Consider the following 15,176-nt stretch of genomic DNA (forward strand, 5'->3'; position numbering starts at 1 on the left):
AAGGAGAAAAAATGTCAGAAAATAAGACGACAAGAAAATTTAACTGAAAAGCATTAGTTGTCGGCCTAGTTATTCTTGCCTTATTTGTTGGTGGATGATTGCTCACTGTTGGTCTTAAAAAATGAGACTTTGCAGCAGGTACAACCTACTTTATGAAGAACATCCTTATCGACAACTTTCTAGGTGTTAATGCGATTCTAATTGGATTACTTGTACTTATTGGATATTTAGTGCTTGGTAGAAGTATTTCAGATTCCTTAATTGGTACAATTAAAGCCATTATCGGGGTACTTGTCCTATCAATTGGTTCAGGTGTCCTAATTAATATGGCGAAACCAATCTTCGTGGGGATTAGTAAACTAGGTTCAAACGTTACCCCACTTGACCCATACATGGGATGAGTTTCGGGAGAAACATTCCTTAAAGGGATTGATGGTGCATTCGTGTCATGAATCTCATTTGCTCTTCTAATTGGTTTTGCAATTAACATTATTTTAGTTGCTCTTAGAAGATGAACAAACGTGCACTCACTTATGATTACAGGTCACGTTATGTTCCAACAATCAGCACTTGTAGTAACCACAGTATTCTTTACAATGTTTAGTGGTGCACAATTCTTAACAAGCGCAAAATTACCTACAGCAGCCGCACAAGCCGGAGTTGTTATTCTTTCAGGATTAATTCTTGGTGCTTACTGAGCTGTTGCATCAACTGCAACTATTAAAGGTAGTGATATTGTAACTGAAGATGCTGGTTTTGCTGTTGGTCACCAACAAATGATTGGGGCAGCAGTTGCTTACGGTGTAGGTAAATTCTTTGGTAAAAAAGAAGATTCAGCTGAAACCAAAAAACTATCAAACAAAATTAAGGTTTTTGAAGATAACATCTTTACTCAATCAGTAATCATTCTTATCTTATTCTTAATTTTAGTGCTAATTTTACAATTCGCACCACTTCCAAATTCTGTTACTGCTGAAAAGGTTAGATTTTCAATTAATAACGTTGTACTAAATAGTAAAGAATATGGTACATGAAATGTTGCTGGTGGAGCATTTTGATTAACAAACTTGGTTCTTGGATCACTTAAAGTTGTTGGTTCAATCCTTGTTATTCAAATGGGTGTTCGTATGTTCGTTACAGAATTACAACAATCATTCCAAGGAATTAGTGAAAAATTAGTTCCTGGTGCTGTGGTTGCTGTTGACTGTGCTGCAACATATGGTTTCTCACCTAACTCAGTAACTTATGGTTTCGTGTCAGGTACTATTGCGCAATTTGCTGCAATGGGACTTGTACTTGGGTTATCATTTGCACCTTTAGGTGACTTCAAATTGGTAACTCCAATTCCATTATTTATTACTTTATTCTTTAACTCGGGTACACTTGGTGTATTTGCTAACGCTTCAGGTGGTTTCAAAGCATCATTAATTGTTCCTGCAATCTTTGGTTTTGTTGAAATTCTAGTAGTTGCATTTGGTCTTTCAATTCTTCAAACATACGGTGGTAATAACGCAGGATGAGCAAGTCCATATGCAACCGGTTATAATGGTATGTTTGACTGAACATTAGTATGAGGTCTTCTATTAATTATTGCTTCATACAATATGTATGTGTCATTTATTGTCTTCTCGTTAGTGCCTGTACTCCTTATTTTATCAGCACAAATCGTTGACTCAAACAGACAAGAAAAAGCTACATTCTTCCAAAAACTATTCAGAATTAAACCAAACTTAAGAGAAGAAGCTAAAGCCGAAGCGGTCGCAGCGGAATAATCTAAAAAAATAACTTAAAATAAAAACGGGCATCCGTTTTTATTTCTTATGTGTCAATTATTCAAAGGAGATTAAAATGAAAATTCTATGTCTATGTGGTTCAGGAATGGGAACCAGTATGATTATTAAAGTTAAAGTAACCAACGCCATGAAAGAACTAGGAATTGCTGGTAGCGTTGAAGCGATGGGATTAGGCCAAGGAAAAGGTCTTATCAACGCTGTTGATGTTGTGTTATGTACTCAAAACTTCTTAAGTGAAGTATCAAAAGGTAAAGCATTAGCTTATGGTTTAAAAAACATTATGAATGCTGAAGAAATTAAAGCGGCATTGGCTGATGCACAAAGTAAAGGAATCAAATAAATGAGCCAAAAGTTAAATTTACTTGACAATTTAGTATTAAACGATTCAATCATTTGTCATTACGATGCCAAAGATTGAAAAGATGCTATTCATAAAGCTCTTGAACCACTTGTTGATAAAAAAATTATTAACTGAAAATACTACGATGCTATTTTAGAATCAACAAAAAAACACGGGCCTTATTACATTATTACTGAAGGTCTTGCAATGCCTCATGCCAGTGCAACTACTGATTCAGTGTTTGGTAATGGTTTTTCACTATTAACCTTAACTAAACCTGTTGCTTTTGAAAATGATGAACGTCGTGTCAGCATTTTGGTTGCGCTTGCCGCTAAAGACGGTGAAACCCACACCGCTGTAGCGATTCCTCAAATCATTGCCGTTTTTGAAAACGAAGAAAACATTAAAAAAATTGCTGATGCTAAATCAAAACAAGAAATTATTGATATCATCAAGGCAATTGACTATACAAAATATTTAAGTTAGGAGAAAGATGAAACCAATGTTACAAATTGCGCTTGACAATTTAACAATTGAAGATGCGATTGCAAGTGCAAAAAAAGTAGAAAAATATATTGATGTAATTGAAGTTGGAACTATTTTAATTGCTAGCGAAGGTAAAAAAGCAGTTAAAGCATTAAGAGAAGCCTTCCCAAGTAAAATTATTGTCGCTGATGGTAAAATTGCCGACGCTGGTAAAGTGTTTGGTAAGATGTTCTTTGAAAACGGAGCAGATTTTACTACCTGTATTTGTGCCGCAGAAGTTCCAACCATTTCAGAAACAATGAAAATTGCTAAAGAATATGGTCAAGATAAAGAAGTACAAATTGAATTAACCAGCAATTTTACTTGAGACCAAGTAAAAGCATGAAAAGAAGCTGGTGTGCCACAAGTTGTTTGACACCGTTCACGTGACTCGCAAGCTAGTGGTGTTAAATGAGGACAAAAAGATATCGATGCTGTAAGTCGTTTGGCCAAAGATGGTTTTAAAGTAACTATTACTGGTGGTGTTGAACTTGAAGATATTAAATTATTCAAAGATATTCCTGTTTTTATCTTTATCGCTGGCCGTGCTTTAAGAGATGCTGCTAATCCAGAAAAAGCCGCTAAGGAATTCAAGGATGAATTTGCAAAATACTGAAAATAGATTAGTTGGTATTTACGAAAAGGGAATCAACAATAAATGAAGTCTTGAAGATAAAATCAAAATTGCTAAAGCAGCAGGTTTTGATTTTATGGAGTTTTCAGTTGATGAAACCGATGAGCGTTTAGCGCGGCTAGACTGAAGCGACGCACAAATTAAAGAAGTGCAAAAATTGTTAATTAAGCACGAATTTAATTTTAATTCGATGACTTTAAGTGGACACCGTAAATATCCATTTGGTTCAAAAGATGCTAAAATTCGTCAAAAAGCCTATGAAATTATGGAAAAGGCGATCATTTTAGCAAAAAAATTAGGAATTAGAACCGTTCAGCTAGCAGGTTATGATGTTTATTATGAACCAAGCGATCAAGAAACGATTGATAATTTTATCGTTGGAATCAAATGAGCAACTCGTTTGGCGCAAAAACATTCAGTGATGTTAGCGTTCGAGATTATGGATACACCATTTATGGGACTTAATTCGCGGGCAATGAAGTTTGTTAAAATTGTTGATTCGCCATTTTTACAAATTTACCCTGACTTAGGAAATATTTTCCAATGAGCTAAAAAAGAAGATTTATATCACGAATTTGATTTAGCTAAAAACCACATTGTTGCTTTTCACTTTAAAGATACAGTTCCAGGCAAGTTCCGTGATACCCCATTTGGGACCGGAAGTGTTGATTTTCCTTATCTTTTAACAATTTTAAAAGACTTAGAATTAAATCAACCAATTATGATTGAAATGTGATCGTTAAATGATAAAAACGAAACCAAAGCCGCATCGATTAAATATATTAAAGATGCCAAAGATTTTTATGAAGCACAATGAGCTAAAGTGAAAGGTGATAATTAATGCTTGATAAGTCATATAAAAAAGAAATTATAGAACTTAAAAATGAAGTTTATGCAGCAAATATGTTGCTTGTAAAATACAATCTTGTAATTCACACCTGAGGAAACGTTTCAGGAATTACTAAAGATCGTAAATATATGGTGATTAAACCTAGTGGTGTTTCATATGAAACACTTAAACCCGAAGATATGGTTGTCACCGATCTTGAAAACAATGTTGTTGAAGGTAAATATAATCCTTCAAGCGACACACCAACACATACTCTTTTATATAAAAACAATCCCCACATTCAAGCGATTGTGCACACACATAGCCCAAACGCTGTTGCGTTTGCGCAAGCTGGTAAGGATATTCCTTGCTTAGGTACCACCCATGCAGATAATTTCTATGGTCCAGTACCTTGCGCTCGTTCTTTAACCAAAGCAGAGATTGATGGTGTGTATGAACACAATACAGGTTTAGTAATTCTTGAAGAAATTGCTAGACGTGGCATCGACCCAAAAGCCTGCAGTGCAATTTTAGTTAAAGAACATGGTCCATTTGCCTGAAGTTACAATAATCCAAAACACGCTGTCGATACTGCATTAACCCTAGAAGAAGTGGCTAAAATGGCGATAAAAACATTTATCGTTTATAATAATAATGCAACAAGTGCGCAAGACGCACTTATTAAAAAACACTACGACAGAAAACACGGAGAAAAGGCATATTATGGACAAAAAACTAAGTAATTTTGAATATTTTGTTTTTGATTTAGACGGCACTTTATATACACCAGATAAGCGTGTTAGTCCAAAAACAGTTAAAACGTTAAATGATTTACGGGCTAAAGGCAAAAAGATTGTTATTGCTACTGGACGTCCATTTTATCGTAACTATGAGCTTATTGATCAACTAAAATTAACATCGTCAATGATTTCATCAAATGGCTCATTAGTTTATGATATCGATAACAAAAAAGTTGAGTATATCGATACTATTAGTACAAAAACAGGATTTGAAATTTCGAGTTATCTTGAAGCAAATCAAATAAATCATTTAGTTTATACTAGCGATACAATGATCGTGGCACAATACTCGCCATCTGAATTTTGTAACCGAATCGTTTTACCCTTTATTGACAAAAACTATAAATATCCATTTAAGAATATTGTTACTCATGATTTTACAAAAATGATTAACGATTTTCAAATTGTTAAGTATTTGATTTTATTAGAAGATACTAACAAAGAAAAGATTGAAAAACTAAACAAATTAATCACTAAATTTGATGATATTTACGGAATTAATTCTCAAAGAGATGTTCTTGATATTATGCCTAAAAATGCATCAAAAGGTCATGCGTTAGCGGCATTTATTAAAAATCATAACATTGATAAAAATAAAGTAATTGCTTTTGGTGACGCTGATAATGATTTGTCAATGCAAGAAGCAGCGGGATATTTTGTAGCCATGGGAAATGCCAACGAACGGGTTAAAGCGAATGCAAACTTCGTTACAAAAAGTAATACAGAAGATGGTATTAGTTACTTTGTTGATTTATTAGGCAAAAATGAGTAGTAGTCTTAATAATTTACGCATTAACTATGTTGATGGTCGTTATTGGATTGTCCCTAGTATTTTTACTTTTAGTCGTCGTAAATGAGCATCATTTCCATTTAAAAATTTAGATTTATTGTTTGAAAAACTAGATTTAAATATTATGCCTACCGCCTTTAATTTTAATGGCGATAAAACATTTAAACATTTTAATGATATTCAAAAAAAACTTGGTTATTTGATAAAACTAGAAAACCAAAATTTCAGTGAAAAATCAACAATTTTATTGAAAATATTCGAAAATTTGTTTATTAAATTAGATGAAAAAAGCATTAAATTAATTCGAAGCGGCCGGATCTTCGGCTGTCCAAAACATTACTTTGAACATCTTTTAATAACAGAGAAAGTAACACCAGAAGAGAAGCTAATTTTAACTTGACGGAAAAATTATTTTATTATCAATAAGGAAGCAATTTAACATGAAATTCTTTGTTAACGAAGTAGAGAAATTAACAAACACCGAACGCAAAGCGCTAGAATATATTAACAATTATCCTGATGTTTTTGCGTCTAGTTCGATTGAAGAGTGTGCTAATAATAGTAAAACATCGACCGGTGTCTTAACTAGACTCTATAAAAAATTAGATTTTACTTCTTTTAAAGATTTACAATTTTACATTAAACACCGTTTATTATCAACGGAAAACATATATGTTAAAAACGAAATCTTTGAAAAAATTTCCAAAAGTTATATTCATGCTATCAATTCTACAAACAATTTAATCGATCCAGATATTTTAGACTATGTAACCAAAGCCATTTTATCTTCTAATAATGTGCTAGTCTTTGGAACTGGATCAAGTAGTGTGGCCGCAAGAGAATTATCGCTTAATTTACAAAAAATCAACGTTGGTTCTTACTTTGATACTGACTATCACGCGGTGCTTTTGTGGCTCGGGAATTATATTTTTAAAAACAATAAAAAACCTTTTGTCATTTTACTTTCTAAAGCTGCTAAAACTAGAGAATTCAATCACTTATTAAAAGTGGTGACTGATAATGAGGTGCCACATCTAATTATTACTGCCAATCGTTTAATTAAAAATAAATATAAATACTCCATTTTACATGAAATTACTGAACGCGAACTTGGCTTTACCTCCCTTAGTGCAAAAATTGTTCAACATTACATTTGCGATGTGATTCTTGGCAGCGTGATTGAAAACTTACCAAATAAAAATAATATTACGCAATGAAACAAGTTAATTAAAGACTGAAATGAGTCTTAGAATGAAAAAAAGTTGAAGAACAAAGCTTCAACTTTTTGTTTTAAAAAAATGCTGTGATGGTCAGCATTTTTTTGATCAAATATGATATGGTGCCCAGAACAGGACTTGAACCTGCACGGATTGCTCCACTAGATCCTTAGTCTAGCGTGTCTGCCAATTCCACCATCTAGGCATGGTGCCCGAAACAGGACTTGAACCTGCACGCCAGAGGCAAATGATTTTGAGTCATTCGTGTCTGCCATTCCACCATTCGGGCTAAGATAAGTAATAATATTTTATAACAAAACACCTTACTTACATTTTATTTTTTTTAACATTTTCATTGATCCGACGAAGGATTTCGTCGATGTCCATATTATCACTTAATTCAATAAGTTTTTTTTCAGCAATTTCAAATTGACGATCATCATCCCTGTCAACTTCTTCTTTAGATTTGCTGATTGATGTAAACATTTTATTGTTAGCATTAACAATTTGGTTTACTCAGATTGTAATCCCTTCCATTTTGGTCTCTTTTAGGTTGCGGAAGCCATCGTTTACATTTGTGAGCGGGATTTCAGTAACTAATTTTTGTTCGATAATTTCGTTATGTTTAAGTAAGAATTTATCGGTTTTTGATACGGCGGCAACAATTTCTGGTAAATATGGTTTAGTTAATTTTTGGCTAAATAATTGTTTACCAACATTTTTCTTGTTTGTGTAGCTAATATCTGAATACTTAATCCGTTTACCGGCAAAATCTTTGGTGAACATCAATAGCTCTTCATTTTCATTGATACAACAAAATGATGTTAGATAGTCTTTGCTACCAATATTAAAGGCTTTAACACCTTGTGTTCTTGTTCCGTAGATTGGAATTTCGGTTTCTGAGTATTTGGCTGCAAGTCCATTTTTAGTAATAAAGATAACATCTTGTTTATTATTTGAAATTTGTGCGTTAATTACCATGTCGCCTTCTTTAATTTTCATGGCAATTAGAAAGCTATTGTATCTTGAAGTTACTAGATCTTCTAAAGCGATACGTTTGACAAGACCAGATTTAGTAGCAATAATTACATATGCATTTAAATCAAAGTCATCAACCCCAATTACACTAACAATACTTTCATCTGATTTGTAATCAACAAATTCGGTAATGTGTACCCCTAAGTCTTTTCATTTACTTTCTTGAATTTTGTAGGCTGGAATTAGTGCATAACGCCCCAAATCAGTAAATATCAAAAGATTTGTTGTACTTTTAACTTTCATTAGCGCTAACAAGTAATCGTAAGGCTTCAATTTATATGTTTGTAGTTCATTGCCTTTGTATGTTTTTTTCGACAACTTTTTAAGATAACCATCATTGGTTACACCAACAAAAACTTCTTCTTCTTTAACAAGGTCAATTTCGTTGTAGCTGGTTGTAAATTCTTTTTGTTCAATTTGGGTTTTCCGCGGTTCGGCAAAATCTTTTCGAATACCTTTTAAAATCTCGATTAATCATTTATTAAAATCATCTTTATTTTGAATTAAGTTATTAAGGAAAGCGATTTTTGCTTTTAACTCATCACGTTCTTTGATGTAAAGTTCACGGTCGGTTTGACTTAATCTGTAAAGACGCATATCAGCGATTGCTGCTGATTGATTTGGTGTAAAGTTAAAGTTGCTGATTAAAGCATCGATTACCCCTTGACGTGAGTTTTCGGCGTTTCTAATCACCTTAATTACTTTGTCAAGCATTTCAGCAACTCGGATGAAACCTTCAACGATTTCAAGACGAGCGTAGAATTTTTCTAAATCAAATTGAATGGTACGGTATTTAACATCAGTAATGTGATTAATGAATTCATCTAATAATTGTGTTAAATTAAGTACCTTTGGTGTATTGTTAACGATTGCTACATTGTTGTATGAATAGTAAACTTGTAATTCGGTTTTCGAGAGCAAGAATTTTCAAATTGTTTCTTCCGAAGCGTTTTTATCAAGTTTGATCATAATTGAAATTCCATTACGATCACTTTGATCTTTAACTTCAAGAAGTCCATCAATGCTTTGGTTTTGAATGATTGAGTCAATATCATAAACTAATTTTGATTTAACTACGCCGTAAGGAATTTCGGTAACTTCAATGTATTTAAATTCATCTTTTTCATTGTCGATGATATGTTTCTTGCTAACAAGGATAATTCTAGCGTTTCCACGTTCAAACGCTTTGATAATACCATCGCCACCATAGATAACACCGCCCGTTGGGAAATCGGGTCCTTGCACAAATTTACGGAGTTGGTTTAGTGTGATTGAAGGGTTTTTAATTTTGGCGATTGTTGCATCAATAATTTCGCCAAGATTGTGTGGTGGCATTTCGGTGGCATAACCAGCAGCGATTCCTCGTGTACCATTAACTAATAAGTTTGGGATTAGTGAAGGTAAAACAACTGGCTCTTTTTCCGAGTCATCAAAGTTTGGTGCATAATTAACGCCATTTTTTTTCAAATCTTCGAGCATATGACTTGTAATTTTAGCAAGTCTTGCTTCTGTATAACGCATCGCAGCAGCAGGGTCATCATCAATACTTCCGACGTTTCCGTGCATCTCAACAAGTGGGATATTCATCTTTCAGTCTTGTGACATTCTGACCATTGCTTCGTAAATTGAGCTGTCTCCGTGTGGGTGATATTTACCAATAACATCACCAACTACACGAGCTGATTTTTTAAATGGTTTATCGTGCGTTAAATTAAGTTCGTACATTGAGTATAAAATCCGACGTTGTACTGGTTTAAGACCATCGCGTGCATCTGGTAGAGCACGTTGTTGAATAATATATTTGGCATAACGGCCAAATTTTTCATCCATAACTTGGTCAATACTTTGGACGATAACATTTTCTTGTATTGGCTTATTTTCGGTGGTTACGTTTTTAGTATTTTTGGCCATATTCCTCCATTTTTTATACTATTATTATACTATTAATATTTAAGTTAAAATTGATAAAATATTTCGTGCTTAAGCAGTTAATTTCATATTCGTTTTTATTATATTTTGAACGAAAAACGCTGAATATTTATTGATTTTTAGTCATTAATGTTTTTTGAAAATAAGGTTAAAAATTAACTTTATTAGTGTTGATTTCGAATGAGTCTTCTAGACTAAATTCAACGTTATTATTAATTCATTCTTTTCGTTTTTCGACGGCATCTCCCATCAAGGTTGAAACCCGTCTTTCAGCGATTGCGGCATCAGTAATAGAGACTTGAATAAGTGTTCTTGTTTCAGGGTTCATTGTTGTTTCTCAAAGTTGTTCGGCATTCATTTCACCAAGCCCTTTGTAACGTTGAATTTCATAACCTTTCATTTTAGCAATTTTTTCTCTTAATTCTTCTTCGGTTCAAGCATACTCAAAAGCACCTTTTTTAATAATTTTAAATAACGGTGGTAAGGCTATATAAACGTTTCCATTTTCAACAAGTGGACGCATAAATCTAAAGAAGAAAGTTAGCAGTAAAGTTTGAATGTGGGCACCATCGGTGTCGGCATCGGTCATAATAATAATTTTTTTGTACTGAGCATTTTTAATATCAAAATCTTTTCCAACTCCGGCATTAATGATATTGATAATTGTGGCTAGTTCTTCATTTTTTAGGATATCGATTAATTTTGCTTTTTCAGTATTAAGAACTTTTCCTCTTAACGGTAAAATTGCTTGTGTTCGGCGATCACGTCCTGATTTTGCGCTACCGCCGGCCGAGTCACCTTCAACTAAGAATAATTCACGTTCATTGGGGTTATTTGTTTGTGCTGGGGTTAATTTCCCACTTAAAATTTGTTTTTCTTTTAATTTGCTTTTTGTTTGCTTATTAGCATCACGTTCTTGGCGTGATGCAATTCTGGCATCAAATGCGTGTTTGATTTTTTCGAAAATGACTTGAGCATCTTTATTGTTTTCGTTGAGTCAAATTTTTAAAAAGCGCGAAACAATGTCTTCAACAGCACCCTTAGCAGCAGGCGTTCCTAATTTATCTTTTGTTTGACCAACAAATTCTAAAATCTTTTCTGGCACTTTTAAAGAAATAATAAATGTGATACCTTCTCTGATATCTTCGCCCTCAAACGACTTTTTACCTCTTAAAATGTTTTTTTCGGTTGCATATTCATTAAAAGTTTTGGTTAGCGCAGTTTTTAATGCCGTTTCGTGCGTACCACCATCACGAGTTTTGATGTTGTTAACAAAAGAAACGATTGTTTCGTTGTATCCATCGGTATATTGAAAACCAAACTCGACTTCGATGTCGCGTTTTTTATCCATTTCTTTGTGAGTTACAACAGGCGAAATTGTTTTTTTTGAGTTATTGATAAATTCGATGAAAGCAGCCACCCCGTTTTCAAAATGGAATGTTTCGCTTTTTTTATTAATTTCATCAATTAATTCAATTTTTAAACCAGCAATTAAAAATGATTGCTCTCTTAAACGCTCGCTAATACGATCATAACTAAAACTTGCCTTTTTAAAAATTTCATAATCAGGCATGAATTGTACTTTTGTTCCGCGTTTATTGGTGTCGCCAATAATCTTGGTTCTTGTTACGATATTATCCCCATTTTCGAATTCGGTTAAGTATATTTTTTTATCACGAAAGACGGTAACCGCTAGATTTGTTGAAAGGGCATTAACAACACTACTACCTACCCCGTGTAAACCACCTGATGTTTTATAGGCGCTGTCATCAAATTTACCACCAGCGTGTAATTCGGTAAAGACAACTTCGACAGCTGTTTTTCCTTTTGAGTGTTTACCAACTGGAATGCCCCGACCATTATCTTCAACAATAACGCTTTTATCAGCGCATAATGTAACAGTAATTTTATTGGCAAAACCCGCTAACGCCTCATCGATTGAGTTATCAACAATTTCTCAAATTAAGTGGTGCAAACCATTTACATCAGTTGAGCCAATGTACATCCCTGGTCTTTTACGTACGGCCTCTAATCCTTCTAATTTTTTTATGCTCGATGCTTCATATTTTTCCATAATTTTAATTATAAATAATATGTAAAAAATTTATATAAAATAAAAAGCACTATATGTGCTTATTAAGTTTCTTATCTTCGAGATACCCGCTTAAAAAATTAAGTGGGATCGCAATTAAGACACAGCCAATCATGATTAAGACTCTTGCTCACATTGGTAATGGGTGACTATATGTCAAAGCGAGCATCGCTAAGGCAAAAGGTGCTACATATACGATTGTGTTTAGATTTATTAATTTGAGTAATATGAATAGTATTTGTAGCAACAAAATTCCAATAACTACGGCAATTGAGATATAAATACTTTTTTTTCATTGCATTACAGGTTTATTGATATCGCCCCCAAAAAAGATCCAGATTATGAACAAAGGCGTAATAACACAAATTAAATAAAACGCAAGAAAAATGTATATTTTTTGTTGATTATTCATAATTTTTAATTTTGTTTAAAACGAGTTTAGCAAATTCATTTTTGGGTATGGTGATAGTTTTATCGTTTCCATATTCACGATATGAAATGGTATTACTTTTCATTTCGTTTTCACCTAAGATGATTTGGTATTTGTATTTTTCAAAGTGCGCTTCACGCACTTTTTTTGGTAATCTTTCATCTTTTAAATTGATGTTTGCATCAATGTCTTTTGACGCTAAAAAGTCTTTAATTTTGTTAGCGTATTTAATTAATTTGTGATCAAGAACTACAGGAATAATTTGAATTTTGTTAGGTGCTAATCATAGAGGTAAGTTACCTTTATATTGCTCTAAAATGACCGAGATAAAACGTTCATAAGTTCCAATTAATCCTCTGTGAATCATAACCGGAATTTGTTTTTCATTATTCTTGTCAATGTATGAAATATCAAATTTTCTAGGGAGTAAAAAATCAAGTTGAATTGTTGAAACTGTGATTTCGTGATTTAGCAATGTTTTAATCTGAATATCAATTTTTGGGCCATAGAAAGCAGCTTCGCCAACCTTCTTTTCGTACTTGATATTAAGGTTATTCATCATTCTTTCAAGCATTGCTTCAGAGTCGTCTCACATCTTGTCATCTGGGAAGAATTTTTCTTTGTTTTCTTTGTCGCGAAGCGAAAGTGAAATGTAGTCAATTTGAATTTTAAAGACACTTAAAATTTCATTTATTTGTTTATACATTGATTCAACTTCTTGTTCGATTTGTTCTGGAGTTACAAACAAGTGGCCTTCCGTTAAATCCATTGATCTTACCCGTTCTAAACCGGTTAATGCTCCTGATTTTTCATAACGGTAAAGACGTGATTGTTCACTAAAACGAATTGGTAAGTCACGGTATGAATGTAAGTCGTTTTGATAAATTAAAATATGGTGTGGACAAGTCATTGGACGAGGGATTAGTTTTTCATTTTCTACTTCTAGTGGTTTGAACATATCATCTTTATAGTGTGATAAGTGGCCTGATTTTTTATAAAGCTCGATGCTTCCAAAGTGTGGAGTTAGAACTTCTGTGAAGCCATATTTTTTATCTAACTTAAGAACGTAATCGCGAATTGCATTTCTGATTTTCATTCCGTTTTGGTATCAGAATGGAAAGCCCTGTCCAGCCATATTATCAAAACCAAAAACATTAAGAGTTTTATTGAGTTGACGATGGTCATTTTCCCGGCGGTTTTTAAGAATTTCTTCGTATTCCTTTAATTCTTCTGCTTTGTATCAGCTGGTTCCATAAATTCTTGTTAACTGAATGCTATTTGAGTCGCCTAATCAATATGCGCCCGCTAGTGAAAGTAATTTGAAATATTTAATAGGTTTAACGTTTTCAATGTGACCGCCTGCACATAAATCTACAAAAACATGTTTTTTTGTTTGTTTATCATAAAGTGAATAAAAAGTAATATCCTTGCCTTCGTTTTGTAATTTATCAAGCATATACTCTTTGTAAGGTTGTTTTGTTTTAAAGAATTCATCAAATTCTTTCTTAGTTACTTTAATCATTTCAATGTCACGTTTAGCAAGTTGTTTAACTCTTTTTTCGATTTCAACTAATTTTTCGTCACTAAGTGGTTCGCTAAATTCGAAATCATAATAAAACCCTTCATCAATTGCTGGGCCAAAGGCGAATTTAGTATTTGGAAACATTTCGAAAATCGCCGCTGCTAGTAAGTGACTGGTGGTGTGGTTTAAAAATTTATCTGCTTTCATATTAATCTCCTAAACCAATTTTCTTGGTTATTTTTTTCATTGTACGGCCGGCTACAGCGCTGGCTTTTTGTGCACCTGCTTTTGCGTAAAAATCAATTTTTGAGTAAAAACCCTTGAATTTTTCTTGAATTTTTTCTAAAAATGTTTTTACATTTTCAGCCACTGCTTCTTTGAATTCAAGATAATTTGCATTTTTAAATTTCTCAGCAGCTTCTTTGATATCGATGTCATTAAGCGCAGAATAAATTGTTAAAAGGTTTTTAATTCCAGGTTTGTTATCATCTAAATAAACTTTGTTTTCACTATCCGTCACTGCTTTTAAGATTTTGTTATATGCCTCTTTTGGATTATCTAATAAGTAGATTGAAGCCTTAGGATTTGGGTCAGATTTAGACATTTTTTTACTTGGGTCAACAAGTGACATAATTTTTGCGCCAATTTCTGGAATACGCGCAACAGGTTCGTTGATATTTAAGTTGTATTTGTTATTGATACGGTTGATAATAGTCCGTGTTAATTCAACGTGTTGTGTTTGATCAATGCCAACAGGAACAACATCTGGTTCGTACAAAATAATGTCAGCAGCCATTAAAATTGGGTACATAAAAAGACCGGTTGGGATAGTTTCGGTATTATTAGCAGTTTTGATTCTACTTGATTTATCTTTAAATTGTGTCATTCTTGAAAGCTCGCCCATTGTCGAATTGTTAGTTAAAATTCAGTTTAAATATGTATGTTCTAAAACATCTGATTGGAAGAAAATGCAGCATTTTTCTGGGTCTAGACCACAGGCCAAATAAAGTGCGAAAATGTCCTTACGATTTTGTTTTAAATCAAGTTTAGAAATATCACCAGTTAGAGCGTGTAAGTCAGCAACGAAAAAATACGAATCATATTCATCTTGTAGTTTGATAAATTGTTTGATTGCACCCAAATAATTACCAAGCGTAAGCTTGCCGGTTGCTGTTATTCCACTTACTAGTTTCTTTTTTTTGTCGTTGTTAATCATGATGTTTTAATTATACAATTT

At 33.1% G+C, this 15,176-nt stretch carries 14 protein-coding genes and 2 tRNA genes; 10 read left to right on the top strand and 6 right to left on the bottom strand.

Annotated elements, in window-relative coordinates:
* Positions 1-11 precede the first annotated feature (11 nt).
* The 9 genes from NPA09_RS01485 (at position 12) to NPA09_RS01525 (ending at position 6,961) form a co-directional block, all read left to right on the top strand.
* Complete coding sequence (locus NPA09_RS01485) at positions 12-1,772, top strand: PTS ascorbate transporter subunit IIC (RefSeq protein WP_129721922.1); 1,761 nt, start codon at positions 12-14, stop codon at positions 1,770-1,772.
* 76 nt (positions 1,773-1,848) lie between these two features.
* Positions 1,849-2,133: a PTS sugar transporter subunit IIB gene (locus NPA09_RS01490; RefSeq protein WP_129721919.1), complete on the top strand. Its 285-nt coding sequence runs from the start codon at positions 1,849-1,851 to the stop codon at positions 2,131-2,133.
* Positions 2,134-2,619 carry a PTS sugar transporter subunit IIA gene (locus NPA09_RS01495; RefSeq protein ID WP_129721916.1) on the top strand — a complete coding sequence of 162 codons (486 nt, stop codon included), beginning with the start codon at positions 2,134-2,136 and terminating at the stop codon, positions 2,617-2,619.
* A 7-nt stretch (positions 2,620-2,626) separates the two neighbouring features.
* On the top strand, positions 2,627-3,280 hold the full coding sequence (locus NPA09_RS01500) for a 3-keto-L-gulonate-6-phosphate decarboxylase UlaD (protein WP_129721913.1): 654 nt from the start codon (positions 2,627-2,629) through the stop codon (positions 3,278-3,280).
* Complete coding sequence (locus NPA09_RS01505) at positions 3,255-4,133, top strand: L-ribulose-5-phosphate 3-epimerase (RefSeq protein ID WP_256541853.1); 879 nt, start codon at positions 3,255-3,257, stop codon at positions 4,131-4,133. Before NPA09_RS01500 ends, NPA09_RS01505 begins: the two co-directional genes overlap by 26 nt.
* Entirely contained in the window at positions 4,133-4,864 is a 732-nt protein-coding gene (locus NPA09_RS01510; protein WP_129721910.1) for an L-ribulose-5-phosphate 4-epimerase, read from the top strand. Before NPA09_RS01505 ends, NPA09_RS01510 begins: the two co-directional genes overlap by 1 nt.
* The gene (locus NPA09_RS01515) at positions 4,845-5,693 is read left to right on the top strand and encodes a Cof-type HAD-IIB family hydrolase (RefSeq protein WP_165036224.1); all 849 of its coding nucleotides are present in this window, start codon (positions 4,845-4,847) and stop codon (positions 5,691-5,693) included. The genes NPA09_RS01510 and NPA09_RS01515 overlap by 20 nt, the downstream gene beginning before the upstream one ends.
* A complete protein-coding gene (locus NPA09_RS01520) occupies positions 5,686-6,150 on the top strand; it encodes an MPN499 family protein (protein WP_129721904.1) in 465 nt (154 codons plus the stop codon). The genes NPA09_RS01515 and NPA09_RS01520 overlap by 8 nt, the downstream gene beginning before the upstream one ends.
* Position 6,151: 1 nt before the next feature.
* A complete protein-coding gene (locus NPA09_RS01525; protein ID WP_129721901.1) occupies positions 6,152-6,961 on the top strand; it encodes a MurR/RpiR family transcriptional regulator in 810 nt (269 codons plus the stop codon).
* 87 nt (positions 6,962-7,048) lie between these two features.
* Here NPA09_RS01525 and NPA09_RS01530 read toward each other — a convergent pair.
* The 4 genes from NPA09_RS01530 to parE all read right to left on the bottom strand — a co-directional run bounded on the left by NPA09_RS01530 (position 7,049) and on the right by parE (position 11,969).
* Positions 7,049-7,133, bottom strand: a tRNA-Leu gene (locus NPA09_RS01530).
* 1 nt (position 7,134) lies between these two features.
* Positions 7,135-7,217, bottom strand: a tRNA-Leu gene (locus tag NPA09_RS01535).
* Between the two features lie 38 nt (positions 7,218-7,255).
* Positions 7,256-9,796 carry a DNA topoisomerase IV subunit A gene (parC, locus tag NPA09_RS01540; RefSeq protein ID WP_416906708.1) on the bottom strand — a complete coding sequence of 847 codons (2,541 nt, stop codon included), beginning with the start codon at positions 9,794-9,796 and terminating at the stop codon, positions 7,256-7,258.
* A 247-nt stretch (positions 9,797-10,043) separates the two neighbouring features.
* The gene (gene parE, locus NPA09_RS01545) at positions 10,044-11,969 is read right to left on the bottom strand and encodes a DNA topoisomerase IV subunit B (RefSeq protein WP_129721895.1); all 1,926 of its coding nucleotides are present in this window, start codon (positions 11,967-11,969) and stop codon (positions 10,044-10,046) included.
* Between the two features lie 53 nt (positions 11,970-12,022).
* Between parE and NPA09_RS01550 the strand changes: the two genes are divergently transcribed.
* On the top strand, positions 12,023-12,268 hold the full coding sequence (locus NPA09_RS01550) for a hypothetical protein (RefSeq protein ID WP_129721892.1): 246 nt from the start codon (positions 12,023-12,025) through the stop codon (positions 12,266-12,268).
* 123 nt (positions 12,269-12,391) lie between these two features.
* Here the strand turns inward: NPA09_RS01550 and thrS are convergent, their stop codons facing one another.
* On the bottom strand, positions 12,392-14,146 hold the full coding sequence (gene thrS / locus NPA09_RS01555; protein ID WP_129721889.1) for a threonine--tRNA ligase: 1,755 nt from the start codon (positions 14,144-14,146) through the stop codon (positions 12,392-12,394).
* A gap of 1 nt (position 14,147) precedes the next feature.
* Positions 14,148-15,155: a tryptophan--tRNA ligase gene (gene trpS / locus NPA09_RS01560; RefSeq protein WP_129721886.1), complete on the bottom strand. Its 1,008-nt coding sequence runs from the start codon at positions 15,153-15,155 to the stop codon at positions 14,148-14,150.
* Between the last annotated feature and the right edge of the window lie 21 nt (positions 15,156-15,176).

It is taken from the genome of Mycoplasmopsis equigenitalium, from assembly GCF_024498255.1.
Lineage (GTDB): Bacteria > Bacillota_I > Bacilli_A > Mycoplasmatales > Metamycoplasmataceae > Mycoplasma_H > Mycoplasma_H equigenitalium.